Source organism: Saccharopolyspora sp. (genome assembly GCF_017434145.1).
In the GTDB taxonomy this organism is placed as follows: Bacteria; Actinomycetota; Actinomycetes; order Mycobacteriales; family Pseudonocardiaceae; genus Saccharopolyspora_C; species Saccharopolyspora_C galaxeae.
Genome location: NZ_JAFRFW010000430.1, coordinates 1 through 23,146, shown reverse-complemented (window position 1 = coordinate 23,146; position 23,146 = coordinate 1). Strand labels below are relative to the sequence as shown.

Annotated in this window: 21 protein-coding genes; 8 read left to right on the top strand and 13 right to left on the bottom strand. The window is 69.2% G+C overall.

From position 1 onward, the window contains the following. Both IJH84_RS11875 and IJH84_RS11870 read right to left on the bottom strand, forming a co-directional pair. A partial coding sequence (locus IJH84_RS11875; RefSeq protein ID WP_295144055.1) for a dihydrodipicolinate synthase family protein occupies positions 1-346 on the bottom strand: 346 nt, incomplete at its 3' end. Further along, complete coding sequence (locus IJH84_RS11870) at positions 343-1,548, bottom strand: aminotransferase class I/II-fold pyridoxal phosphate-dependent enzyme (protein WP_200071616.1); 1,206 nt, start codon at positions 1,546-1,548, stop codon at positions 343-345. The genes IJH84_RS11875 and IJH84_RS11870, both read right to left, overlap by 4 nt. A gap of 238 nt (positions 1,549-1,786) precedes the next feature. Here IJH84_RS11870 and IJH84_RS11865 point away from each other — a divergent pair, with 238 nt between their 5' ends. Further along, entirely contained in the window at positions 1,787-2,209 is a 423-nt protein-coding gene (locus IJH84_RS11865) for a nuclear transport factor 2 family protein (protein WP_200071617.1), read from the top strand. Positions 2,210-2,418: 209 nt separating this feature from the next. Here the strand turns inward: IJH84_RS11865 and IJH84_RS11860 are convergent, their stop codons facing one another. From IJH84_RS11860 to IJH84_RS11845, 4 genes are read right to left on the bottom strand one after another with little or no spacing between them, the layout of a single operon-like run. Then, positions 2,419-3,585, bottom strand: coding sequence for an acyl-CoA dehydrogenase family protein (locus IJH84_RS11860; protein WP_295144050.1), 1,167 nt, complete (start codon positions 3,583-3,585; stop codon positions 2,419-2,421). Then, positions 3,585-4,604, bottom strand: a complete 1,020-nt coding sequence (locus IJH84_RS11855) for a zinc-binding dehydrogenase (RefSeq protein ID WP_295144047.1) — start codon at positions 4,602-4,604, stop codon at positions 3,585-3,587. Before IJH84_RS11855 ends, IJH84_RS11860 begins: the two co-directional genes overlap by 1 nt. Continuing rightward, positions 4,604-5,788, bottom strand: coding sequence for an LLM class flavin-dependent oxidoreductase (locus IJH84_RS11850; RefSeq protein ID WP_295144044.1), 1,185 nt, complete (start codon positions 5,786-5,788; stop codon positions 4,604-4,606). Before IJH84_RS11850 ends, IJH84_RS11855 begins: the two co-directional genes overlap by 1 nt. Beyond that, positions 5,785-6,747 (bottom strand): alpha/beta hydrolase, encoded by a 963-nt coding sequence (locus IJH84_RS11845; protein ID WP_295144041.1) that lies wholly within the window; start codon positions 6,745-6,747, stop codon positions 5,785-5,787. Before IJH84_RS11845 ends, IJH84_RS11850 begins: the two co-directional genes overlap by 4 nt. A gap of 104 nt (positions 6,748-6,851) precedes the next feature. On the opposite strand from IJH84_RS11845, the gene IJH84_RS11840 reads away from it, so the two are divergent. Further along, entirely contained in the window at positions 6,852-7,499 is a 648-nt protein-coding gene (locus IJH84_RS11840) for a TetR/AcrR family transcriptional regulator (protein WP_295144038.1), read from the top strand. Between the two features lie 7 nt (positions 7,500-7,506). Here the strand turns inward: IJH84_RS11840 and IJH84_RS11835 are convergent, their stop codons facing one another. The 5 genes from IJH84_RS11835 to IJH84_RS11815 all read right to left on the bottom strand — a co-directional run bounded on the left by IJH84_RS11835 (position 7,507) and on the right by IJH84_RS11815 (position 12,523). Next, positions 7,507-8,493 (bottom strand): 4-hydroxythreonine-4-phosphate dehydrogenase PdxA, encoded by a 987-nt coding sequence (locus IJH84_RS11835; RefSeq protein WP_295144035.1) that lies wholly within the window; start codon positions 8,491-8,493, stop codon positions 7,507-7,509. After that, positions 8,490-10,004 (bottom strand): tripartite tricarboxylate transporter permease, encoded by a 1,515-nt coding sequence (locus tag IJH84_RS11830; RefSeq protein WP_295144032.1) that lies wholly within the window; start codon positions 10,002-10,004, stop codon positions 8,490-8,492. Before IJH84_RS11830 ends, IJH84_RS11835 begins: the two co-directional genes overlap by 4 nt. After that, positions 10,001-10,540: a tripartite tricarboxylate transporter TctB family protein gene (locus IJH84_RS11825; protein WP_295144029.1), complete on the bottom strand. Its 540-nt coding sequence runs from the start codon at positions 10,538-10,540 to the stop codon at positions 10,001-10,003. Before IJH84_RS11825 ends, IJH84_RS11830 begins: the two co-directional genes overlap by 4 nt. Next, a complete protein-coding gene (locus IJH84_RS11820) occupies positions 10,537-11,502 on the bottom strand; it encodes a tripartite tricarboxylate transporter substrate binding protein (protein ID WP_295144026.1) in 966 nt (321 codons plus the stop codon). Before IJH84_RS11820 ends, IJH84_RS11825 begins: the two co-directional genes overlap by 4 nt. Positions 11,503-11,773: 271 nt before the next feature. Further along, positions 11,774-12,523: a GntR family transcriptional regulator gene (locus tag IJH84_RS11815; RefSeq protein ID WP_295144023.1), complete on the bottom strand. Its 750-nt coding sequence runs from the start codon at positions 12,521-12,523 to the stop codon at positions 11,774-11,776. A 113-nt stretch (positions 12,524-12,636) separates the two neighbouring features. On the opposite strand from IJH84_RS11815, the gene IJH84_RS11810 reads away from it, so the two are divergent. Further along, the gene (locus tag IJH84_RS11810; protein ID WP_295144020.1) at positions 12,637-13,575 is read left to right on the top strand and encodes a sugar phosphate isomerase/epimerase; all 939 of its coding nucleotides are present in this window, start codon (positions 12,637-12,639) and stop codon (positions 13,573-13,575) included. A 46-nt stretch (positions 13,576-13,621) separates the two neighbouring features. Here IJH84_RS11810 and IJH84_RS11805 read toward each other — a convergent pair whose 3' ends face one another. After that, positions 13,622-15,061 carry a hypothetical protein gene (locus tag IJH84_RS11805; RefSeq protein ID WP_295144017.1) on the bottom strand — a complete coding sequence of 480 codons (1,440 nt, stop codon included), beginning with the start codon at positions 15,059-15,061 and terminating at the stop codon, positions 13,622-13,624. A 293-nt stretch (positions 15,062-15,354) separates the two neighbouring features. On the opposite strand from IJH84_RS11805, the gene IJH84_RS11800 reads away from it, so the two are divergent. The 5 genes from IJH84_RS11800 to IJH84_RS11780 all read left to right on the top strand — a co-directional run bounded on the left by IJH84_RS11800 (position 15,355) and on the right by IJH84_RS11780 (position 22,194). After that, positions 15,355-16,239, top strand: a complete 885-nt coding sequence (locus IJH84_RS11800; RefSeq protein ID WP_295144015.1) for a DUF4231 domain-containing protein — start codon at positions 15,355-15,357, stop codon at positions 16,237-16,239. Between the two features lie 128 nt (positions 16,240-16,367). Beyond that, a complete protein-coding gene (locus IJH84_RS11795) occupies positions 16,368-16,655 on the top strand; it encodes a hypothetical protein (protein WP_200071630.1) in 288 nt (95 codons plus the stop codon). A gap of 453 nt (positions 16,656-17,108) precedes the next feature. Then, entirely contained in the window at positions 17,109-18,653 is a 1,545-nt protein-coding gene (locus IJH84_RS11790) for a UxaA family hydrolase (protein WP_295144012.1), read from the top strand. 74 nt (positions 18,654-18,727) lie between these two features. Further along, on the top strand, positions 18,728-20,137 hold the full coding sequence (locus tag IJH84_RS11785; RefSeq protein WP_295144009.1) for an Nramp family divalent metal transporter: 1,410 nt from the start codon (positions 18,728-18,730) through the stop codon (positions 20,135-20,137). A 176-nt stretch (positions 20,138-20,313) separates the two neighbouring features. Next, positions 20,314-22,194, top strand: a complete 1,881-nt coding sequence (locus IJH84_RS11780) for a S9 family peptidase (RefSeq protein ID WP_295144006.1) — start codon at positions 20,314-20,316, stop codon at positions 22,192-22,194. Positions 22,195-22,381: 187 nt separating this feature from the next. Here IJH84_RS11780 and IJH84_RS11775 read toward each other — a convergent pair whose 3' ends face one another. Continuing rightward, on the bottom strand, positions 22,382-22,981 hold the full coding sequence (locus tag IJH84_RS11775; protein WP_295144003.1) for a TetR/AcrR family transcriptional regulator: 600 nt from the start codon (positions 22,979-22,981) through the stop codon (positions 22,382-22,384). Positions 22,982-23,146: the final 165 nt, after the last annotated feature.

Here is a 23,146-nt window from a genome sequence, read left to right as displayed (position 1 = left end):
CGGTCAGCGCTTGGTACGACACCGGCGCGAGCAGCACTCCAGAAGCTCCGACGGCCTGCGCGTCCTCCGCGAGTTCGAGGACGCCGCGGGTGCGCAGCGCGCCGATTCCGACGAGCACCGGGGTGTTCCCGGCGTGTTCGACCGCAAGCCGCGCGACGTGGGCACGTTCCTCGCGGTCGAGGTACGGGTAGGAACCGGTGGAGCCGAGCGCGGTGATCGAGTCGACGCGCGCGGCCGCGAGCCGCCCGACGAGCGCGGCGAACGCCTCCTCGTCCACGCCGGCGTCGGTGATGGGGGTGAGCGGGAACGCGCTGAGTCCGGTGAGCATGACTCTCCCGTTGGTCAAGCGGGCAGTGCGGTGTCGAGCGCTGCGCGGATGTCGGCGATCAGGTCGCCCGGCTCCTCCAGGCCGACCGCCAGCCGGAGGTGCCCGTAGCGCTGGAACGGTTCGGGGTAGTACTTGTCCCCGCCGCGCGTGCCGGGTGCGACGTGCACGATCAGCGTCTCGTCGTGCCCGAGCGAGACCGCGGATGTGATCACGCGCAGTGCGTTGACGAACCGGTTCTGCACCTCGGAATCGCCTTCCAGCGCGAAGGAAAGCACCGCACCGTAGCCGCGGTCGCCGAACTGGCGCTTCGCCAGCTCGTGCTGCGGATGGTCGGTCAGCCCGGGATAGGCGACGAAGGCGATCCGCTGCTCGGCGGCCAGGAACTCGGCGATCCGCTGCGCGTTCGCGAGGTGCTGGCGCAGCCGCAGCGGCAGCGTGACCGAACCCCGCATGATCAACCAGGCGTTGAACGGCGCGAGCACCCCGCCGACGTCCACGCCCGCATCACCGCGGATCTTGCCGACCAGCTCGTGCGAGCCGATCACCGCGCCGCCCATCGCGTCGCCGTGGCCGTTGATGAACTTGGTCAGCGAGTGGATCACCACGTCCGCGCCGTCGGCCAGCGGCCGGTACAGCGGGGGCGGAGTGAACGTGCCGTCCACGCTCAGCAGCGCACCGCCCTCGTGCGCGATCTCGGCGACCGCGGCGATGTCGGTTACCGCGGTGGTCGGATTCGCGATGGTCTCGACGTGCACCAGTCGCGTGTCCGGGCGCATCGCCGCGCGCACCGCGTCGAGGTCGGTGGATTCCACGAACGTCGCCTCGATGCCGTAGCGCTCCGGCAGCAGCTCGGCGAACAACCGGTGCACCGCCTCGTAGGCCACTGCCGACACGACCACGTGATCACCGCTGCGCAGGTGCGTGAAGAACATGGCGTGCAGCGCGGCGACGCCGCTGGCGAAGACCACCGCCTCTTCCCCACCGTCCAGCGCGGCGAGCTTGGTCTCCAGCGCGCGCTGGTTGATGTGCCCGTTGCGCGCGTAGATCAGCTCGCTGGAGTCCGACCAGCTCAGTTGCGAGGCGTCCTCCGGCAGCACGTAGGAATTCGCCGCCACCAGCGGAGTGCGCAGCGCACCGAAGGCGTCGGAGGAGTTGCCGCCGTGCACCGCCCAGGTCAGCTCGTCGACTGTGGACGGATCGTGCCTGTCCGGAGTGGACATCCGTGTTCCTTTCGTCCGGACCGCAGCGAGAGCACGACGCGGCTGCGATCTTGCGGCTGCTGCGGTTGCTGATCGTGACACCATCCTAGGCACGTTCTCGACGCTGATCACCAGGTCAAGGCAGGCTCCGGAACCGCGCCCGCCATCCGGACCCCGCGGCCGAACGTCGATCGAGGTCGTGCGCGCCGCAGGTATCGTCGGCGCCGCACCTGATCATCCCGACGAGCGAGGACCCCGCGTGGACACCATCGACACCTTCCGCACCGCCGTGCAGCAGCGCGACGTCGCCGCGCTGGAGCCGCTGTTCGCGGCCGAACCGCGGATGTTCAGCCCGATCAAGTTCCGGCCGTTCGAGGGCCGCAGCACGGTCCTCGGCGTGTTCGGCGTGCTCATGCACCGGGTCTTCGAGGAGTTCCGCTACGTCGGCGACCTCGGCGGCACGGCGGAGACCGATGCGGGCGACGCCACCGACGCGCACGTGCTGGTGTTCCGGGCGACGGTCGCGGGCAAGCAGATCCACGGCATCGACCTGATCCACCTCGACGACGACGGCCTGATCTCGGAGTTCACCGTCATGGTCCGGCCGTTGAGCGCGGTCACCGCGCTGGGCGAGGCCGTCCACGCCGGACTCGTCGCCGAAGGCTTGGCACCCGCCGAGTGATCGGTCCACCCGTTCAACCTCGCGGACGTCCCTGAGCGAACGGCCCGTTCGACCAATCCAGTGGGACCAGAGTTCCGTTCACTCCGGATGCAGCTTCGGCGCGTCGGCCTACCGGTGTCGCACCGCGCCAACGGGGTCGAGTGAACGGACCGTTTGACCAATCTAGCCGGACCAGCGGTCCGTTCACTCCGAACACCCCCGGATGGCGCTCAGTCCGTTGGCCAGCGCGGCTCGGCGCCGGGATCGATGTTCAGCGCGGCCTTGCCGATCGTTTCCAGCGCGACGTCGTTGTTCGGCGGGTGGAACTGGCCCGCGCGCACGTCGCGGTAGTACCGCTCCAGCGGCAGCTTCCGGAAGATTCCCTGGCCACCGACCATCCGGATGCAGCGGTCCACGGCTTCGTCTGCCGCGTTCACGGCCACGTGCTTGATCGTGTTGAGGTCGGCCGGGCTGAGCAGCCCGGTCTCGGCGCGGCGGTGCAGCCCGTCGGCGACCAGCGCCTCCGCGGGCCGCAGCAGCAGTTCGATCTCGGCCGCGCCGTAGACCTGCGCGGGCTGGCGCGCCATCGGCAGCGAAGCACCGGTGACGGTCCGGCTGGTGACGCGGTCGTAGGAGAAGCGCACGGCCGTGCGGGCCAGTCCGAGGTAGATCGAGGCGATGGTGAAGGCGAACCAGGAGAATCCGCGTTCCCTGGCGGCATCCCAGACGAGTTCTTCGTCGTTGGCGGCCAAATCCTGCTGCACGGCCGCATGGGGCACGAAGACGTCGTCGAAGACCACGTCCCAGGAACCGGTGCCGCGCATCGCCATCGTGTCCCAGGTGTCCACGAAGTTCAGGCCCGGCGTGTCCCGATTCAGGCCGAACAGCAGCAGATTCCCGGTCTCGGTGTCTGCCGCGGTGCCCCAGAAGAAGTTCAGCACCGGTGCCAGCGAGCAGAACGACTTGCGCCCGGAGATGACGTAGCCGCCGTCGACCGGTTTCGCCGGTGTCGCCGAGGTGCGCACGTTCAGGCCGGTGGCCGCATCGGTCAGGCTGCCGCCGACGATCGTGCCGCCCGCGACCATCTGGAACAGCTGCTCGGCGCCGCGATCTCCGGCGTACCAGCCTTCGGCCGCGGAGCCGAGGCCGAAGACGTGCATGTTGACCGCCAGCGCCGTGGAGGCGCAGCCGCCGGCGAGGATCCGCTGGCACGCGGCGACGGTCGCGAGGTCGGCCCCACCGCCGCCGAACTGCTCGGGCACCGCGATGGTGAGGTAGCCGACCTCTTTCATGCGCTCGATGTTCCGCACCGGGAACTGTCCACTTCGGTCGGTTTCCGCGGCGGTTTCGGCGAATTCCGCGGCCAGCCCGGTCGCGACCTCGGTCCAGTCTGTCATCACGGCTCCACGATGATCTTGCAGTGCTCTTCCGGGCGGTCGAGGGCTTCGAAGGCCCAGCCGATGTCGTCGAGCGGTATCCGCGCGGTGATCAGGGGTGCCACGTCGATCTCCCCTTCGGCGATCGAACGCAGCGACCGCGCGAACTCCGCCGGGTCGTACCCCAGCGCGAACTGGACGTTGATCTCCTTGCTGATCCCGAAGAACGGGCTGATCGTGTCGTCCTCCATGCACACGCCGACCACGAGCACCCGCGTCCCGCGCGGCGCGGAACGCAGCACATCGTTGATCATTCCCGGCACGCCGACGGCCTCGAACACCACGAGCGGCCGGTGGCCATCGCCGGTGCCCCAAGGCGTCTCCTCGCCGGGATCGACAGTCCGGTGCGCTCCCATGGTCGCGGCCAGGTTCCGGCGCGCGGGCGAGAAGTCGGCGGCCACGATCGGTTCGGTGCCGCGCACCCGCAGCGCCGCGATCACCGCCAGCCCGACCGGTCCGCAGCCGAGCACCAACGCGCCTTCGCCTTGCTGAATCCCGGATTTGTTCACCGCGTGCAGCCCGACCGCCATCGGCTCGGTCAGCGCCGCGTGGTGCGCGGGAAGTCCATTGGGGACTTCGAGCAGCAATTGCGCGGACAGCAGCAGTTGCTCGCCGTAGCCCCCTTTGACGCTGTTCGAGTAGACGATCGGTTGGATACCGTCCGGACCCGCGAGCAGCGGCATCGCGGTCACGTGCGCGCCGACCGGCGCGGATTCCTCCGTGTCCGGGCCGAATTCCAGCACCTCGGCGGAGAACTCGTGTCCCATGTAGACGTCGCGGTCGAGGTCGACGGCATCGCCCGTGCCGTCCATTTCCCGGTCAAGCGCGAGCATCCGCTCGCCGTGCCGGGCGAAGTGCAGGTCGGAACCGCAGATCCCGCACGCCCGCACCCGTGCCAGCACCTGACCGGGGCCGGGCCGCGGGGCGGCGACGTCGTCGCGGACCGCGATCCGGCCCGCGTTGAGCACGGCGGCGCGCATCAGCCCTTCTCCTGCACGTGCGTCTCGATCGCGTTGCTGATCGCCTGGCCCGCGCGGCCGAAGAGCTGTTCGCGCTTGTCCACGGCCCATTGCTGCGCCGCGCGCGGCGCGGCCAACCGGCCCTTGAAATGCGGCAGGACGTACTGGGCGAACAGCCGGTAGGAGTTGATCGTGCGGTCCGGCGCGGCCCAGTCGTGACCCAGCAGCAGGAACGTCCCGAAGCCGCCGGACTGCTCCAGCAGGCGCTCGATGTAGGCGATGGCGTCGTCGGGGGTTCCGATGACAACGCTGTCGGATTCGGCGTAGTCCGCGACGAATTCGCGGCGCGACTTCGGCTCGCCGCCGGTGTTCTCGGCCAGCGGGACGAAACCCGCTCCGCCGCCGAAGTAGTTCGCGAACTCCGGCAGCCCGTAGGTGCAGTCCTCGATGGCCTGATCCCTGGTCTCGGCGAGGTGCATCGTGCCGAGCACGCGCCAGGTGGCCCGGTCCGGTGCCGGTTGCCCGGCGAGTTGCGCCTGCTCCTCGACGACCTGCCAGGCCTTGCCGATCGCGGCGAACCCCTCGCTCGCTGCCGACATCGACAACGACAGCAGCGAAGCACCGTACTTGCCCGCAAGCCGTGGCCCGGACGGCGAGACCATCGCGGCCACGGCCACTTCCGGATGCGGCCACGAGTACGGGCGCACCTGCAAGCGCCCTTCGTTGAGCTCGAACCAGTCGGTACGCCGGTCGATCGGCTCCTCGCCGCGGAACAGGGCGAGGATCGTCTCCAGCGATTCCTCCATCATGCGGCGCTGATCGACCGGATCGATGCCCATGATGTGCGCGTCGGTCGGCAACGCGCCCGGTCCCGCACCGAAGATCAGCCTGCCGCGGGTGAGGTGGTCCAGGGTGACCAGCCGATCGGCCAGCAGCCACGGGTGGTGGTACGGCAGCGACACCACACCGGTGCCCAGCTTGATGTGCCGGGTGCGTTGCGCGGCCGCGGCGATGAAGATCTCCGGCGATGCGATGATCTCGTAGCCGCCGGAGTGGTGCTCGCCGAACCACGCCTCGTCGAAGCCGAAGCGGTCCAGCGCCTCGACCCGTTCCAGGTCGTACTCCAGTGCCAGCGTGGGGTCCTGCCCGACGGGGTGGAAGGGCGCGTAGAAGACGCCGAAGTTCAGGGGCCTGCCATCGGTCATGCGGTCACCTCGTCGCGGCTGACGGATTCGAAGAAGCGCAGGAGGGCGGCGTTGACCTCGTCCGGTGCTTCCTGCTGGACCCAGTGGCCCGCACCGTCGACGAGCACGTTGCCCCGGTGGTCGGTGAGCCACTGCTCCTGCGTGGACGGGGAAACTCCGGCCAGCACCGGGTCTGCGGCGCCGCCGATGAAGAAGCTGGGCACTTCGACCCGGGCACCTTCCAGCTGCGGCGTGCGTTCCCAGTTCCGGTCGAAGTTGCGGTACCAGTTGAGCCCGCCGGTGAAGCCGGTGCGGCGGAACTCCGCGGCGTAGAAGTCGAATTCGGCCTGGCTGAGCCAATCCGGCAGCGCCGCGGGTTCCGGGAAGCGCTCCACGAATCCCCGCCCGTCGTCGGCGGAGACCAGACCACCCGGGGAGTCGACGTCGGTGTGGACTCCCGACAGCAGCCGTCGCATCGTCTTTTCCGGATCGGCGCCGAGGTCGGCGTCGGCGACACCGGGCTCCTGGAAGTACAGGATGTAGAAGAACGAGCCCGCGAACCGCGCCCGCATCGCCTCGGTCGGCGGAATGGGCGTGCGCGGCTGGAACGGCACGCTCATCCCGCAGACTCCCGCGACGCGGTCGGGATGCAGCAGCGCCGTGTGCCACGCGACCATCGATCCCCAGTCGTGGCCCACGAAAATCGCCTTCTGCTCGCCGAGGTCGTCGAGCAGCGCGATGAGATCGCCGACCAGGTGCGTGATGTCGTAGTCCTCGATCCGGTGCGGCCGCGAGGTCTTGCCGTAGCCGCGCTGATCGGGCGCCACCGCCCGATACCCGGCCGCGGCGACCGCGGGCAGCTGGTGGCGCCAGGAGTAGGCGAGTTCCGGGAAACCGTGCGCGAAGATCACCGGCGGCCCGCTGCCCTCCTCCACGACGTGCAGATCAACACCCTGGCAAGCGACTGTGCGCTCCGGCATCGCGGCTCCCTCGGCAGGCGGGAAATGGGCGGCCGTGCGGGGCGCGGGCCGCACGGCCATTCTGGTAACGCCCGTTTCCAGACTCTAGGTTATGGTTACGGGCGTTGCCAACCTCCGATGATCATCCGAAACCGACCCGCTGGGCGGGCGTCCCCGCCGCCGACCGGGTGGCCGAACGGCGCTCGCTGCTGCTGGCGTCCGCCCTGGAACTGCTGGGCACCGAAGGCTGGTCGGCCACCTCGGTGCGCGCGATCTGCCAGTCCGCGCGGCTGAATCCGCGCTACTTCTACGAAAGCTTCGACGACCTCGTGGTGGCCCTGTACGACCAGCTCGTCGCCGAGCTGCACGCCGAGGTCACCAATGCTGTGCGGGCGGTGGGCGAAGATCCGCGGGCGGCTCTGCGGGCGGTGGTGGAAACGACGGTGCGCTTCGTCGACGAGGACCACCGGCGCGCGCGGGTGCTGTACGTGGAGGCGCTGGGCAACGAAAAGCTCAACCGCCGCCGCTTGGAGACGGGGTTCAGCATCGCCGGTTACGTGCAGGCCGACAGCGCCAGACGCAACGCGCCGGCGAGCGAGCAGGTCGGGATGCTCACCGGCTCGATACTCGTCGGCGGTTTCAGCGAACTCCTGCTGGCCTGGACCGACGGAGCGCTCGAAGTCGGCCGCGAGCAGCTGGTCGAGGACGCCACGGAGCTGTTCGGCGCGATGGGCGATGCCGCCGCGGCCATCTCCGCACGCAGGCGGAAGTAGTCCGGAGTCAGCCGACGCGCCTGCGGCCGCCGATCCGCACCGCGAGGTCGAACGCGTTGCGCACCGAGCCGGTGTTGGCCAGGCCTTCGCCGACCACGTCGAACGCCGTGCCGTGCGCCGGAGTGCAGATCGGCACCGGCAGGCCGCCCGCGATGGTCACCCCGCCGTCGAAGCCGAGCAGCTTCATCGCGATCTGGCCCTGGTCGTGGTACATCGTCAGGATTCCGTCGAATTCCTTGGCACGCAAGAAGATCGTGTCCGATGGGAAGGGGCCGCGGACGTCGATCCCCTCCCCCGCCAGGTCTTCGACCGCCGGCCCGATGATCTCGATCTCGTGGCGGCCGAACTTGCCGCCTTCGCCCGCGTGCGGGTTCAGCGCGCACACCCCGATCCGCGGCTCATCCACACTGGACTCCAGCAGTACCTCGTGCAGCAACCGCCCCGCGGACACCACGTTTTCGCGAGTGACGCCTTCGGCGACCTGTCCGATCGACACGTGCGAAGTGACCCGCGCGGTCCACAGTCCGGGCAGCACGTTCAGCTCCGAGGTGAACCCCTCGACGCCGAGCACCTTCTCGAACCAGCGCAGCTCGTCGTTCTCGGTCATTCCCGCCAGGTGCAGCGAAGTCTTGTTCAGCGGGGCGAAGAGGATCGCGTCGACCTCCCCGCGACCGGCCATGTCCAGAGTGCTGCGCAGGTTCGCCAGCGCCCAGCGACCACCCTCCGCAGTGGACTCGCGGCGCCGGAACCGCGGCACCGGCCGGGCGGAGCCGTTGTCGTGCAGCAGCGGCAAGCCGTCGGCCGGCTCGGTGGCGAAGGCGATGGGCGCGCCGGAATCCGCACCTGCCACCTTCAGCTCGTCCTCGTCGGAGATCAGCACGATGTCCGCGGCCGCGGTGGTTTCCGGATCGGCGAGCAGGCGGGCGATCAGCTCGGGACCGATCCCGGCCGGATTTCCGAGGGTCACCGCGACGCGCGGCCTGGCAGCGGTCATGGTTGCTTCTCCTCCTGTTGTTCGGCGCTCGCGGGCGCGCGCCCGCGCAACGCCCGCGTCAACGCCGGTCCGAGTGCGAGCGCGGCGGCCACGGCGAGCACCAGCAGCGCGGTGCCGCTGCCCGCGATCTGCGAGAGCACGTCCCCTTCACCGAGCGCTGAGGTCTGCACCAGCGCCTTCTCGAACAGCGGCCCGATGACCAGCCCGAGCACCAGCGGCGCCACCGGCATCCCCAGCCGTTTCATGGCGTAGCCGACCAGGCCGAACACGAGCACGATCCACACGCTGAGCATGTTGTTCTTCACCGAGTACGCGCCGACCAGGCTGGTGACGATGATCAGCGGATACAGGATCGAGTACGGCACCCGCAGCAGCTGCGCGAACACCGGCGCCAGCGGCAGGTTCAACAGCAGCAGGATCAGGTTGCCGATGAAGAACGAGGCCAGCAAGCCCCAGATCAGCACCGGCTGGTTCTCGAACAACAACGGCCCCGGCTGGATGCCGTAGATCAGGAAAGCACCCAGCAACACCGCGGTCGTGGCACCGCCAGGGACGCCGAGAACCAGCGTCGGCACGAAGTTCGCGTTGGAGGCGGCGTTCGTCGCGGCGTCGGGAGCGACCACCCCTTCGATGGCGCCGCTGCCGAGTTTCTTGCGATTGCGGGAAAATCGCTTCTCCGCGCCGTAGGCCATGAACGAGGCCAGCGTCGTACCGGCTCCGGGCAGGCAACCGAGCAGGAAGCCCACCACCGTGCCGCGCGCCGTGGCCGGAGTGGCGCGGCGCAAGTCCTCGCGGGTCAGCAGCAGGTCGCGGAAGCGGGTGCGGATCGGCTCGGCCATGCCGATGTGCAGCTGGTTGAGCAGCTCACCGATGGCGAACAGCCCGATCATCACCTCCACGTAAGGCACCCCGCCGAAAAGCTGCACCTGCCCGAAGGTGTAGCGGGGCGTGCCGGAGCCGACATCGACGCCGATGCAGGCGATCAGCACGCCGACCAGGCCCAATCCGGTGCCCAGCAACAGGTTTCTTCCCGAGAACACCACGATGGTGCACAACCCGAGGATCATCACCGCCAGCATCTCCGGCGGCCCGAAGTCCAGCGCCAGCCGGGCGAACACCGGCGCCACGGCCGCGAGCGCCACCAGCGACACCATCGCGGACACGAACGCACCGAGCGCGGAGATCGCCAGCGCCGGACCGGCCCGTCCCAGCCGCGCCATCCGATACCCGTCCAGAGTGGACACCACCGAGGACGCCTCCCCCGGCGTGGCGATCAGGATCGCGGTGATCGTCGCGCCGAACTGCGAACCGTGGTAGATCCCGGCGAGCATGATCAGCGCGGTCAGCGGGTCGAAGGTCAGCGTGACCGGGATCAGGATCGCCACCCCGGTCGCCGAGCCCAGCCCCGGCAGGATGCCGACGATCGTGCCCAGCAGCACGCCGACGAAGCACCACAACAGGTTCTCTGCGCTCAGCGCCGCACCGAAGCCGGTGATGATGTGCTCGATCACGACGCGCTCCAGACGCTGGGATCCAGCAGGCCGAACGGCAACGGCACCCGCAGCACCACGATGAACAGCACGTAGGAGACCGCGAGCACGCCCACCGCAGCCGCCAGCGAGGTCCGCCAGCGCAACCGCTCGACGAACTTGGTCAGGCACAACGTCAGCAATGCCAACGCGGGCAGCATTCCGAGGAATGGAATCAGCAGTGCTGCGGCGAACATCCCGGCCGTGACCAACACCAGCTTGCGGCGAATTTCGCGCAGCTGCGCGGAATCGTGCGCTGCTTCCGCCGCGACGTGGCCGTCACCTTCCAGCACCGAACCCGACCGCGACTCCTGCCTGCACAGTCCGAGTCCCACGATCAGCAGCAGAAACCCCGCCGTGCGGGGCAAAACCGCCGCGCCGATCGTTCCGTCCTCCGGATTGGTCCAGGGATAGGCGAACGATCCCAGGAAGAACGCGGCACCGACCGCCGCGAGCACGAGGTGCGCGGCGAGCACCGGACGACGTCCCCGGGCCTGCACGTCCTGCACGTCGCTCATCGGAACACCTCGCGCATCCGCCGGTCGTACTCGTCGAGGTAGCGGGCGAAGTCCGCGCCCGCGAGATCCGCCGGAATGAGCAGGTCCTCGGCCAGGTAGTCGCGATAAGCCTGCGACCGCATCGCCCGGTGGATCGCGTCGATCCAGTACTCCCGCTGCACCTCGTCGATCCCGCCCGGAGCGAAAATTCCGCGCCACATCGTCACTTGCGCGTCGAGGCCCTGCTCCCGCGCAGTGGGCAGCGAACCGAGCACGGGGTCGTCGTAACGCTCGCCGCTCAGCGTGCACAGCGCCTTGAGGTCACCGCTTTCCAAGTACGGCTTCGCCGAGGAAGCACTGGCCGGAGCGGCCTCGATCTGCCCGCCGAGCAACCCGGTGATCACTTCACCGGTGGAGCCGTAGGGCACCACGGGGAACTTCCCGCCGTTGCGCTCGAACTCCGCCACGACCAAGGCATCCGCTCCCGTTTTGCCGCTAGAACCGGTCTTGACGGACCGGCTTCCGGCGGCGGCCACCAGCTCGGAGCAGCTGTTGTACGGGGTGTCCTTGCGGGCCACGACGATGCGCGAGTCCTCGGCGAACATCACCAGCGGGGTGAAGTCGCGATAGGTGAACGGCACGTCGTAGACCAGCGGCAGGGTGTTCAGCGCGGTCTCGGCGACCAGCAGCGCGTTGCCGTTGCCCTCCTCGGCCAGGAAGGTCGCCCACCCGACCGCGCCGGAACCGCCCTCCTTGTTCTCGACGTTGACGTTGAAACCCGCGTCGAGCTCGTTGAGCCCCTGCGCGAGCACGCGCGCCGACCGGTCGCTGCCGCCGCCGGGCGCGAACGCGACCACTGCGGAGACCGACCCGCGCGGAGTCCAGTCGTCGGGGACGGCGGGGCGCGCGTTCAGCGTCGAGCACCCCGAGACGAGCGAAACGGCGCCGGCCAACGCCAGTGCCAAGCGCAGGGATGACCTCATCGTCAGAGCCTTCTGTCCCGCACGGACCTCGCAGCGACGGCATCGCGCGGAGCCGCAGATCCGAGATCCTATTGGATATGTGCGAGCAAGCTAAGGTGCACGTGCGGTTCTTGGCAAGAGCCGCGGCAAGGGAAACGGCCAAAGCGGCCCGGGCGGACCGCTGCCGAAGCCCGCCGGCCTCCGCTCATGCGCCGGCGCGCGCTGACCGGAGTTGAGCCCCGGCCGACGAAAGCGCGGACCCGCCGCTTGACCAGCGCTGGGTGCCTGCGGCTCAGCCGCCCGCGCGGGACCGCCCGGCGACCGCGGCCAGGTGCTCGCGCATCGCGATCTTCGGCTGCTCCGGATCGCCGGATTCGAAGGCGGCGAGGATCGCGGCGTGCTCGTCGACGGCCTGATCGATGTCGATCGTGCCGCGGTCGGCCGTCTGGCGCAGCCGGTGCACGTGCGCGCTCAGCGAGTCCGCGCTCTGCAGCAGAAATCGGTTGCCCGCAGCGCGGATGATCGTGCGGTGGAACTCCCAGTCCGCGGCGAAGTACTCGCGCAGATCCGCGAAATCGCCCGGCCCCGCACCGGATTCCTCACCCGGCCCGCGCAGCTTGCGCACCCGGTGCGCGCACAGCACGTGCTGGGCGTGCGCGACCCGCAGTTCCGGAACGAGGTCGTCGGCGTTGGCCGCGGCGCGTTCGACCGCGGCGGTCTCCAGCACGCTGCGCATGTCGAACAGCTCGGCCAGCTGCTCGTCGGTCATCGGCTCGGCGACGCGATAGCCCTTCAGCGCCACCCGCGAGACCAGGCCGGTGTGCTCCAACTGCACCAGCGCTTCGCGCACCGGAGTCGGCGAGACCTCCAGCTCACGCGCCAGCGGGTCGATGCCCAGCGAGCTGCCCGGCGGCGTGGAGCCGTCCAGCAGCTTCTCCAAGATCGCGTCGTAGACGCCGTCGCGCAGCGCGCGCCGCGCCACCACAGGCTGCGTGCGGGCGGGCGGGCGCACGGCCGCCGCGCGGTTGTCATCACTGGTCATCGCACCCGAAATCCTAGCGAAACGGCTGCACTCGCCGAGCCTACCGGGCCCAACATAGATCCTATATGGTGTTGGATCTGGATCGACGCTTTCCCACACGAGGCCGGAGGACCATGCCGCACACCGCTCAGGACTGGCCGATCGGCGCCGCGCTCCTGCAATTCCCGGGCACCACCCGCGACGGCCGCTCCGTGCAGGATCTGCCCGCGCAGCAGTGGGGACGAGTGCTGCGCGAGGTCGCCGCCGAGGGGTTCGAGCACCTCGACCTCACCGACAGCTGGCTGCGCCCGGCCGACCTGAGCCCGCAGCGCCGCCAGGAGTTCGCCCGCACGCTGCAGGAAAACCGGCTGGCCGTCTCCGCGCTGTCGGTGACCCGGCGCAGCGTGCTCGACCCGGACACCGGGGCCGCCAACTTCGACTACCTGCTGCGCAGCATAGACGCCGCGGCCGAGCTGGGCGCCGGAGTGGTCTGCGCCGGGCTGCACCGGCCGCTGACCGATGCGCAGCGCGCCGCGGTCTGGTTCTGGCACCAGCCGGGCGCTGGCGACGACCCGGCGGACGAACGCGCTTGGGAACTGGCCGTGCAGCGGTTCCGCGCCGCAGGTCAGCGCGCCGCGGGCCGGGGTGTGGCGCTGTCGCTGGAGATGTACGAGGACACCTTCCTCGGCACGCCGGAAAGCGCGGTCCGGCTGGTGCGCGACATCGGCCTGGCGAACGTCGGGCTCAACCCGGACATCGGCAACCTGGTGCGGCTGCACCGTCCGATGCCGCACTGGGAGGAGCTGCTGGTGCCGACCCTGCCCTACACCAACTACTGGCAGATCAAGAACTACTACCGCGACCACGACCCCGCGACCGGGGCTTACGCCACCTCACCGGCCCCGGTCGAAAGCGGCGTCATCGACTACCGCAAAGCGCTGGAACTCGCGCTGGAAGCCGGTTTCGACGGCCCGATCTGCACCGAGCACTACGGCGGCGACGGCCTCGGCGTCTCCGCCCGCAACCGGGATTACCTGCGCCGGGTATTGGCCGTGAAGCTGGCCGCCGCCTGAACGTCGCGCTCCTCTCGGTGCGACACCGGCAACCTTTCGTTGCCCGTCACGTTCGCGATTCGGCCCATTCTCGAACGTCGCGGCGAAGGAAAAGGAGCGTGGCGATGGGCGGGGCGGCGAGATTGACCACGAATGTGTTGATCCCGAGCCAGAGCGGCGCGACACCGAACGTCAAGCTCGCGAGACCACCGGCTATCAGAAAGAAAATTCCCAACGGTATCGCGGACACCAGCAGCGCGATTCCCTGCGAAATACCGGCCACTTGCAGCATCAGAATGGCCACCGGCCCGCCGCGCAAAACCCGGCGCATCCACAAGGCCACCGGTAACGGCCAGATCAGCAGGACCAACAGGGTTATGATCAGGAAGTCGAGGGTGGGATTGCCGGTCGCGAGCAGGCCACTGCTGGTGTAGGTGCCGCCTCCGCCGCTGGAGCCGCCGGGGCCGACCAAGAACTTCACCACCCCGAGGGCCGCGCTGTAAAAAAGGAGGCAGAACGTCACTACGAGAGCGGGCAGCGGGAGAGCGAACAGCACAACGCCCAGCACCACCTCCTTCGGCCGCGGCTTGGTCGGCCTGTTCTTGCGCGGTACCGGCACACCGGCCCGTTCGTAAACCGGCCGCAACGCGCGCGGCAAGGCGTGCTGCGTCCGGGTGGCGGCGCCGCTGAGCGGATATTTGCCGTCGAGCATTTCCAGGTGCGGTGTCCAGTCCGGATCGAACCAGATCGCGGCACGGACGTACCGGCCCCGGAACAGGCGGTGCCGCGCCCGCGGCTGCGGATAGTCCGGCAATCCTTTCGGAAAGTACTGGTGCACTGATTCCCGGAACTGCGCGTACTGCGACCGGTCCCGGCTGACGAGGATCACCAGCCGAGCCGGATCACGCCGCACCACTTGATCGACTTCCCATTCCAGGCCCTTCCCCGGACCAGCGGCCAGCAGGACCAGGCCGGCCCGGTCGAGCCCGGTGAGCACTTCGTCCTGCCACTGCTCGTCGGCGACGTAGCTGCGCTCGGCACCGGGTTGCGGTAGCTGATCCGAGGGCTTGCCGAGCGCGACCATCCGGCCGAACGCCGCGACGCCGCGGGCGACCTGCTGCTCCTCCGTGCGGAGATCGGCCAGTGTCGGCGGCCACTGCAACACGTCGCGAATCCGCGTTCCCCCCATCCGCGCGAAGCCTCGATCATCGGAGAACGACCGGAGATACAGCACGACCCGCGCGTCCGCGGGCAAGAACCGAAGGCCGGGCACCACCGGCGTCAAGTGCCGGCGACCGCGCACCAGCGCCCACACTCCGACGCCGACCAAGGCGAAGCCGACCACAAACTCCAGTGCGCCCAGCCAGATCGAGTCGTGCTGGAAATCTGCCAGCAGGCACACAGCGCCCGCCAGCACTGCGACCGAGCCCCACCTGTCCAGCCGTCTGCCACGTTGTAGAGACCGCTCGAGCGCAGCAGGCGATTGGGAGGGGTCCCGTTCTGCCATTTCCGTCCTATCGTCGGATTTCGTCGTCGCCGTCTCGATGGATCCGTCGCACACCGCCGGTGGAGGCCGAAGAGTATCGACCGACGATGTTGCAGGTGGCTCCGGGCCCACCACCGCGATTACGTCGGCGCAATGAACCCGACAATTCGGCGCAACACCGGCCGCCGTTATGCATATTCGCGCGCGAACACCGCCGCCGAAATCCGCAGCGCTGCAGATTACACCCGAATGGCGGCTTTCCGAACGCGCCCGCCGCGAGATCGACTGAATCTTCCCCAATGTGCGGAGCGTGGATGTCGAGCACCGATCGGTTGCAGTCGTTGGCACCCCAGGACTACCCGGGGCTGTTCCAGGCGGCGGATGCCGTCTCGGTGGCACAGCAACGCAGCTATCTGCGCGCCGTTCGAGCCCGGCTGGTGCTCACCGTCGCGGCTGCCGTCTTCGCCGCGTTCGAACTTCCCGTCGGCGGCGGGATCGAGCTGTACGCGGTGGGGACCGCACTCGCCTTCATCGGCGTGATGGCCGTGGAGCTGGCCGTGGCCGGGAACCGGCCGGACAAGCTCTGGTACGAAGGCCGTGCTCTCGCGGAGTCGCTGAAAACCCTGACCTGGCGCTACGTCGCGGCCGCCGCTCCGTTCAACGGCGAGCGGGCCGACGAGGAGTTCGTCGAGCGCATCCGCGCCCTGCAACGCAACATGCCGGAGGTTCCGCCGCAGCCGAGCACGGCTCCGGCGATCAGCGAGCGGATGCGCGCGATGCGAAGTGCCCCGCTGGCCGCGCGCAAGGAGGCGTACCTGACCTTCCGGGTGCGCGACCAGCAGGACTGGTACGCCGACAAGGCGGTTTACCACCACCGGCGCGCGCGGATCTTCTGGACCCTGACGTTGATCATGGAAGTGGCGGGTATCGCGGGCGCGCTGGCCAAGGCCTTCGGCCTCGTCGACTTCGACCTCGCCGGAATCGTGGCGGCACTGGTCTCGGCGCTGGCCGCGTGGAACTCCACCCGCCAGCACAACTCGACCGCGACCGCTTACGTGCTGGCTTCGCACGAACTCGCGGCGGTCCGCGACCAGCTCTCGCACGACCTAGACGAGCAGGAATGGTCCGACGCCGTGGTCGACGCCGAAACGGCGATCAGCCGCGAACACACCATGTGGCACGCCAACAGGGCGCGGTGATCGTTCCAGCGCGGCGAGTCAGCAGCGCGCTCCGGCGGTCGCATCGGGCGCGCGGACGAATGCCTACCGCACGCCCATATCGTGCGGTTTCGCTGACAGCGCCGCGACGGAGTGGTTACGGTAAGAACATGCGATGCCAGGAATGCGGCCGCGACAGCGCTTCGGCCGACGCGGACGGGACCTGCACCGTCTGCGCGGCGCAGGCCGAGCGCGAAGTGGCCGAGCTGACCGGTGACCCGCCGGTCGAGTACTGCGAGCTCGCAGGCAAGCGTGTCCGCGTGACCGGGTTGCCGCCGCACGTGCCGCTGGCCGACACCAGCGGCGAGCAGCCCGACCATTCCGTTCCCGGCTCCGTCCTGAACGCTCCGGACGTGGAGCACGAGTTCTTCATCCGCTACGGAATCGGCGGCGGGTAACCGCCCACAGCGGTAACGCGGCGGGTGCGCCGTACCCGTCGGATGCTCGCCCGTCGGCGATCTTCCAGTGTCCGATGTGGACCGGAAGTGACCGCTTCCGCGGCCAGGGCAGAAGCGCAGGCGAAGCCCGGATCTCGTTCGGCCGCGCGGAGAATCCGCTCGGTACGTTGACACCCGGTCGCCGCCACCTTAGCGTTTCCGGATCGACCCGGTCGTGACACAGCCTACACAGACCCGGAACGCCGCTCCGGCCCGGGAAGCGCCACCCACCCCGGAACCTCCGAACAGCCCGGACGCCCCGAACAGCGGGCGACATCGCGGGACACCCATCCGATTCGGTAGACCCCTATACCTCCGAAAAGCCGCTATACCTCCGGGGAACGCCCCTATACCTCCTGAAATACCCCTATACCTCCTGAAATACCCCTGTACCTCCGGAAATACGGAGTGCCGATGGCTGCCACAGCGGAAGCTCCGACGGTCGTCCACTTGCACGAGTCCGACCACGTCGCGATCGCCGGGTCCGATCTGGCCGAGGGACTCCGAGTCCGCGCGGGTGGACAGCTGATCAGCGTCCGCGAGGAGGTCCGGCGCGGGCACAAGATCGCGGTGCGTTCGGTCGCGGCTGGCGAGCCCGTGCGCCGCTACGGGCAGGTGATCGGCTTCGCGGCGGTCGACATCCGGCCCGGCGAGCACGTCCACCTGCACAACCTCGAATACCGGGAGTTCGAGCGGCATTACGAGTTCGCCGCCGAAGCGCGCGCGGAAGACGTGGTCCCCGAGTCGCGACGCACCACCTTCCAGGGCTACGTGCGTTCGGACGGGCGCGTCGGCACCCGCAACTACCTGGGCGTGCTCACCAGCGTCAACTGCTCGGCCACCGCGGCCAAGCGGATCGCGCAGCAGGTGCGGTTCTCCGGAGCGCTCGAGGACTTCGACAACGTTGACGGCGTGGTGGCGCTGACCCACGGCACCGGATGCGGAATGGCGCCGGACGGCGAAGGGATCGAGGTGCTGCGGCGGGTGATGCGCGGCTACCTCACGCACCCCAACTTCGCCGGATTCCTCGTGCTGGGGCTCGGGTGCGAGGACAACCAGATCGTGCAGCTGACCCGGGACGTGCCGCTGCGGGCGGACCTGCCCGTGGTCACCACCACGATCCAAGAACTGGGCGGCACCGCGAAAACGGTGCGCGAAGGCGTCGCGCGGCTCACCGAAATGCTGCCGGAGGCGAACAAGGCGCGGCGCAGCACCGTGCCGGTGAGCGAGCTGGTGCTGGGCACCAACTGCGGCGGATCGGACTCGTACTCCGGTATCACCGCCAATCCCGGGCTCGGTGCGGCAGTAGACCGGCTCGTCGCGCAGGGCGGCACCGGAATCGTCGGTGAGACACCGGAAATCTACGGCACCGAGCACATGCTGGTCCGTCGCGCCGAAAGCCGCGCGGTCGGCGAGAAGCTGCTCGACAAGATCGCTTGGTGGCAGGACTACACCGCGAAGAACGGCGGCTCGATGGACAACAACCCGTCCCCCGGGAACAAGGCGGGCGGTCTCACCACGATCCTCGAGAAGTCGCTCGGTGCCGTGGCGAAGGGCGGGACCACCACGCTGCGGGACGTCGTGGATTACGCCGCTCCGGTCAGCAGCCGCGGTTTCGTCTTCATGGACACGCCCGGCTACGACCCGGTGTCGGTGACCGGGATCGTCGCGGGCGGCGCGAACGTCGTCTGCTTCACCACCGGCCGCGGGTCGGCCTTCGGCTGCACCCCGGTGCCGAGCCTCAAACTCGCCACGAACACCCCGCTGTACGAGCACATGCGCGAAGACATGGACGTCAACTGCGGAGGCGTCGTCGACGGCGCGACCACCATCGACGAACTCGGGGACGAGATCTTCGAGCACGTGGTGCGGGTCGCCTCCGGCGAACGCACCAAGAGCGAGGAATTCGACTACGGCGAGGAGGAATTCGTCCCGTGGCACCTCGGCACCGTCATGTGAAACCGGAATCCCGCTGAGCGGCGGAATAGGCCACTCGCCGGCTCGGGCGCCTCTCCCCTGCCTGGAGGCTCGTGATGTCCACCTACGCGGAATCGCCTGACACGCAACGAGATCCTTATGCGCTGACCGCCGACGAGATCCGGGAACCGCCCCGGACCTGGCGGGCGAGCCTGCGCTTCTTCGGTCCCGGGTTGATCGTGAGCGCCTCGGTGGTCGGCTCCGGCGAGCTGATCGCGACCACGGCGCTGGGCGCCGAGGCCGGATTCGCGATCCTGTGGCTGATCATCGTGAGCACGTTCGTCAAGGTCGCCGTGCAGATCGAGCTCGCCCGCTGGACGATCTCCACCGGCCAGCCGGTGATGACCGGGTGCAACAAGGTCGCGCCCCGGATCGGGCGGATCGGGTGGATCACCGTGCTGTGGCTGATCATGGCGGTGGCCAAGCTGATCCAGCTGGGCGGCGTCATCGGCGCGACCGCCACGGCGTGCAGCATCCTGGCGCCGGTGGGCGGCGATCCACTGGGGACGACTTCGCTCGCAGTGTGGACGGTGGCGCTGGCCGCCGCGACCATCGTCCTGCTCTACTCCAACCACTACTCCCTGATCGAACGGGGTGCGGCCGCGCTGGTCGCGATCTTCGTCGTGATCACCGTGATGATCGCCGCCGGGTTGCCGTTCACGCCGTTCGCCTACGGGACCTCGGATGTCCTCAGTGGACTCTCATTCGGCATTCCGCCCGGGGTGGTGGGCGTCGCGATCGCCGCGTTCGGCATCACCGGCATCGGGTCCGACGAGATCATCGCCTACCAGTACTGGTGCCTGGAGAAGGGCTACGCGCGCTGGACCGGTCCGGCCGACGGCAGCGATGCCCGCACGAAGCGGGCCAACGGCTGGATCCGGGTGATGTACCGGGACGCGCTGCTGTCGTGGGTCGTCTACACGCTGGCGACGCTGGCCTTCTTCGTCATGGGCGCGGCCGTGCTGCACCCGCAGGGACTCGTTCCCGAGGGCAACGGGATGCTCACCACGCTGTCCAGGATGTACACCGACACCCTTGGAAACTGGGCAGGCGTGCTGTTCCTGATCGGCGCGATCGCGGTGCTCGGCTCGACGCTGTGGGCCTCGCTGCCCTCCTGGGCTCGAGTGTGGACCAACACGCTGGCCCTGCTCGGCGTGCTGGACTGGACGGACCAGCGGGCCCGGACGAGGTGGCTGCGGATCTTCACCGTCGCCCTGCCGATCACCTGGAGCGCGGCCTACCTGCTGCTGTCCGAACCGGTGGTCATGGTCCAGGTCGGCGGGATCTCCGGAGCGCTGTTCCTGGTCGGTGTCGTGGTCGCGGTGTGGTACCTGCGCAACACCGAAACCGACCCGCGGCTGCGCGGAAGCCGCGCGTTCAACGCGGCCCTGGTGATCAGCAGCGCGGCGATCGGACTGCTCGGCGTCTACACGCTGCTGACCACCTTCGGCGTCGAGTTCGGCTGAGCACCCCGGCGCGAACCGCTCGTTCCACGGTCCCTTCCTCCCGGCCGGAGACGCCAACGGCCGTGCAAAACCGCGAAAGGTGCCGCAGATCATGCTGCGCGCACTTGAGTGTGCCGCAGCGGCACGGCTTTTCGTGGAGCACGGCTCACCGCGCGTCACCGAACGAGAGGAACGACATGGCACTGCCGGATCTGCGGCCGGTCGAGGACTTCTTCGGCCAACCGGAACGTGCCGGCGCATCGATTTCGCCGGACGGAACGAGGATCGCCTACTTGGCGCCGTGGCGGGACCGGCTCAACGTGTGGGTCCAAGACCTCGACTCCGGTGCTCAACCCCGCTGCGTCACCGCTGACGATTCCCGCAGCGTGCTCAGCTACCAGTGGACGAACGAACCGCGCTGGCTGCTCTACACCCAGGACGAGGGCGGCGACGAGAACTGGCACGTGCACCGGGTGGATCTGCACGACCCGGACGCCCCGGCCGTCGACATGACCCCGTTTCCCGGCGTGCGAACCCTGGCGCTGGAACAGCCCGCCACGCGTCCCGGGAAAGCCGTCCTGCACCTGAACGCCCGCAACGCCGCCGAATTCGACCTGCACGAACTCGACATCGCCACCGGCGAGCTCACGCTGCTGGCGCGGAACCCCGGCGACGTCGCGTCCTGGCTCACCGCGGGCCGCGAGTTGTTCGCGCTGCGCTACACCGCCGACGGCGACATCGAGTTGTCCCGCTGGGACGGTGAAACCGCTCAACCGCACCGGATCACGACCTTCGACGGCGACGACTACCCGGTGGGCGTCTGGCCGTTCGAGATCACCCCGGACGGAACCGCGGCATGGATCGGATCCAACCGGGGAACCGACCGGACCCGCCTGGTCCGGCTCGACCTGGCCACCGGTGCCGAGACCGAGGTCGACAGCCACCCGAGCTTCGACCTCGACACCCGTGCGCGCGTCTTCGCGGCCCTGCCCTCGCCGCTGATCCGGCAACGGGGCACCGGCGAGCTGCTGGGCGCGCGCTATCTCGGCGAGCGCCAGGTGATCCACGCCTTCGATCCGGATTTCGCCGAGGTGCTCAAGAACCTCGAACCGCTCTCCGATGGCGATCTCGCGGAGGTCTCCTCGGACGAGAACGGCCTGCGCTGGATCGTTTCCTTCACCCGCGACCGCGATCCCGGTGTGACCTGGTTCTACGACCACGCCACCGGTGAATGCCGGCTGCTGTTCCGCCCCTACCCGCACCTCGACCCGGATTCGCTGGCCGCGATGCACCCGGTCACGATCACCGCGCGCGACGGGCTGGCGCTGCCGTCCTATCTGACGTTGCCGGTCGGGATCGAGCCCTCCGGACTGCCGATGGTCCTGATGGTCCACGGTGGACCGTGGACGCGGGACTCGTGGGGGTGCGACAAAGCCGTGCAGTTGCTGGCCAATCGCGGCTATGCCGTGCTGCAGGTGAACTTCCGCGGCTCGACCGGCTTCGGCAAGGCCCACATGCGGGCCGCGATCGGGGAATTCGCGGGCGCGATGCACGACGACCTGATCGACGGCGTCGACTGGGCCGTCGAGCGGGGGTACGCCGATCCGGACCGCGTCGCGATCTTCGGCGGTTCCTACGGCGGCTACGCCTCCCTGGTCGGCATCACCTTCACCCCGGACCGGTTCGCCGCGGCCATCGACTACGTCGGCATCTCGAACCTGGCCAACTTCATGCGGACGGTGCCGGAATTCGCCAAACCGGGCCTGATCGCCAACTGGTTCCGCTACGTCGGCGATCCCGGCGACCCGCAGCAGGAAGCGGACATGCTCGCCCGCTCCCCGATCACCCGGATACCCGAGATCCGCACCCCGCTGATGGTGGTGCAGGGCGCCAACGACGTCCGGGTCGTGCAAGCCGAATCGGACCTGATCGTCGACGCGCTGCGCGCCCGCGAGGCCGATGTGGACTACCTCGTCTTCCCCGACGAAGGCCACAGCTTCGTCAACCCGGAGAACCTGATCGCCATGTTCCGCGCCGCGGAGCGCTTCCTCGCGCGACACCTTGGTGGGCGGCGCTGACCGCGCCGGATCCCGGCCGTTCGGGGAGATCGCGACGCGCAACCCGCTGATCACCCTGACCGCGCCTGCTCGGTTCCCGGAGCCGACAGGCACTACGGCTGCGAGCGGACTCGGTCGTCCGCGCGCTGCGCGACAACGGTCGACACGAGCGCAACGAGACCCGCGGATCCGCAAGAAACCGCACGCGTCACGCGGAAACAGCGGGCACGTCACTGCCCTGCGCCACGAAGCGCCGCGCCATCTCGCGCCCGAGGTCGATCGGCTCCGTGCTGCGGCTGAACTTCGAGCCCGCGACGGCACCGTCGTACAGGACGACGACGCGTTCGGCGAGCGGCTCGGGCTCGGAGGCACCGGACTGCGCGAGCTGGTCGACCAGAACATCCCGCAACCACGCGCGATGCTGCGCGACGGCGTGCCGGGCCGGGTGCTCCGGGTCGGGGAACTCGGTGGCGGCGTTGAGGTACAGGCAGCCGCGGAAGTCCCGGCGCAGCGCTGCCGCGCGGGCCAGGTCGAACAGCACGAGCACCTTCTCCTGCGCGGTCTCCAGCTCGGCGGCGGCGTCCTCCCACTTGCCGCGGTCGGCCCGATCCTGGTCGGCGATGTAGGCCGCGACCAGCGCGTCCTTGGAGCCGAAGGCGTGGTAGAGGCTCGCCCGCGCCACACCGGCCGCGGCCAGCACCCGGTCGACACCCACCGCGCGGATCCCCTCCTGCGCGAACAGGGTTCCGGCCGCCTCCAGCAGCCGTTGTGCTGGCGTTCCGCCGGATCGCGTGGTGGTCAGGTCCACATGCTAACACCGCTAGACAGAACGCTCGGTCTGTTCCTACGGTGGCGTCATGCCACGTTCGGAGCTGGTGCGGCGCCATTAGCACCCATTTGTCCAAGTGCTTCTGCGCCCGCAATGCCCACTGCAGCTTGTTGTTCTAACTGATATGCGGCAAAATGAGCATCT

Coding starts and splice junctions, on each gene's coding strand:
- IJH84_RS11855 (WP_295144047.1), bottom strand. CDS start 4,604: ATGCGCGCCGCCGTGCTCAACGCGGGCCGGATCGCGGTCCGCGACGAC.
- IJH84_RS11835 (WP_295144035.1), bottom strand. CDS start 8,493: ATGACCGCTGCCAGGCCGCGCGTCGCGGTGACCCTCGGAAATCCGGCC.
- IJH84_RS11815 (WP_295144023.1), bottom strand. CDS start 12,523: ATGACCAGTGATGACAACCGCGCGGCGGCCGTGCGCCCGCCCGCCCGC.
- IJH84_RS11805 (WP_295144017.1), bottom strand. CDS start 15,061: ATGGCAGAACGGGACCCCTCCCAATCGCCTGCTGCGCTCGAGCGGTCT.
- IJH84_RS11825 (WP_295144029.1), bottom strand. CDS start 10,540: ATGAGCGACGTGCAGGACGTGCAGGCCCGGGGACGTCGTCCGGTGCTC.
- IJH84_RS11780 (WP_295144006.1), top strand. CDS start 20,314: ATGGCACTGCCGGATCTGCGGCCGGTCGAGGACTTCTTCGGCCAACCG.
- IJH84_RS11860 (WP_295144050.1), bottom strand. CDS start 3,585: ATGACAGACTGGACCGAGGTCGCGACCGGGCTGGCCGCGGAATTCGCC.
- IJH84_RS11795 (WP_200071630.1), top strand. CDS start 16,368: ATGCGATGCCAGGAATGCGGCCGCGACAGCGCTTCGGCCGACGCGGAC.
- IJH84_RS11810 (WP_295144020.1), top strand. CDS start 12,637: ATGCCGCACACCGCTCAGGACTGGCCGATCGGCGCCGCGCTCCTGCAA.
- IJH84_RS11820 (WP_295144026.1), bottom strand. CDS start 11,502: ATGAGGTCATCCCTGCGCTTGGCACTGGCGTTGGCCGGCGCCGTTTCG.
- IJH84_RS11800 (WP_295144015.1), top strand. CDS start 15,355: ATGTCGAGCACCGATCGGTTGCAGTCGTTGGCACCCCAGGACTACCCG.
- IJH84_RS11785 (WP_295144009.1), top strand. CDS start 18,728: ATGTCCACCTACGCGGAATCGCCTGACACGCAACGAGATCCTTATGCG.
- IJH84_RS11850 (WP_295144044.1), bottom strand. CDS start 5,788: ATGACCGATGGCAGGCCCCTGAACTTCGGCGTCTTCTACGCGCCCTTC.
- IJH84_RS11790 (WP_295144012.1), top strand. CDS start 17,109: ATGGCTGCCACAGCGGAAGCTCCGACGGTCGTCCACTTGCACGAGTCC.
- IJH84_RS11845 (WP_295144041.1), bottom strand. CDS start 6,747: ATGCCGGAGCGCACAGTCGCTTGCCAGGGTGTTGATCTGCACGTCGTG.
- IJH84_RS11870 (WP_200071616.1), bottom strand. CDS start 1,548: ATGTCCACTCCGGACAGGCACGATCCGTCCACAGTCGACGAGCTGACC.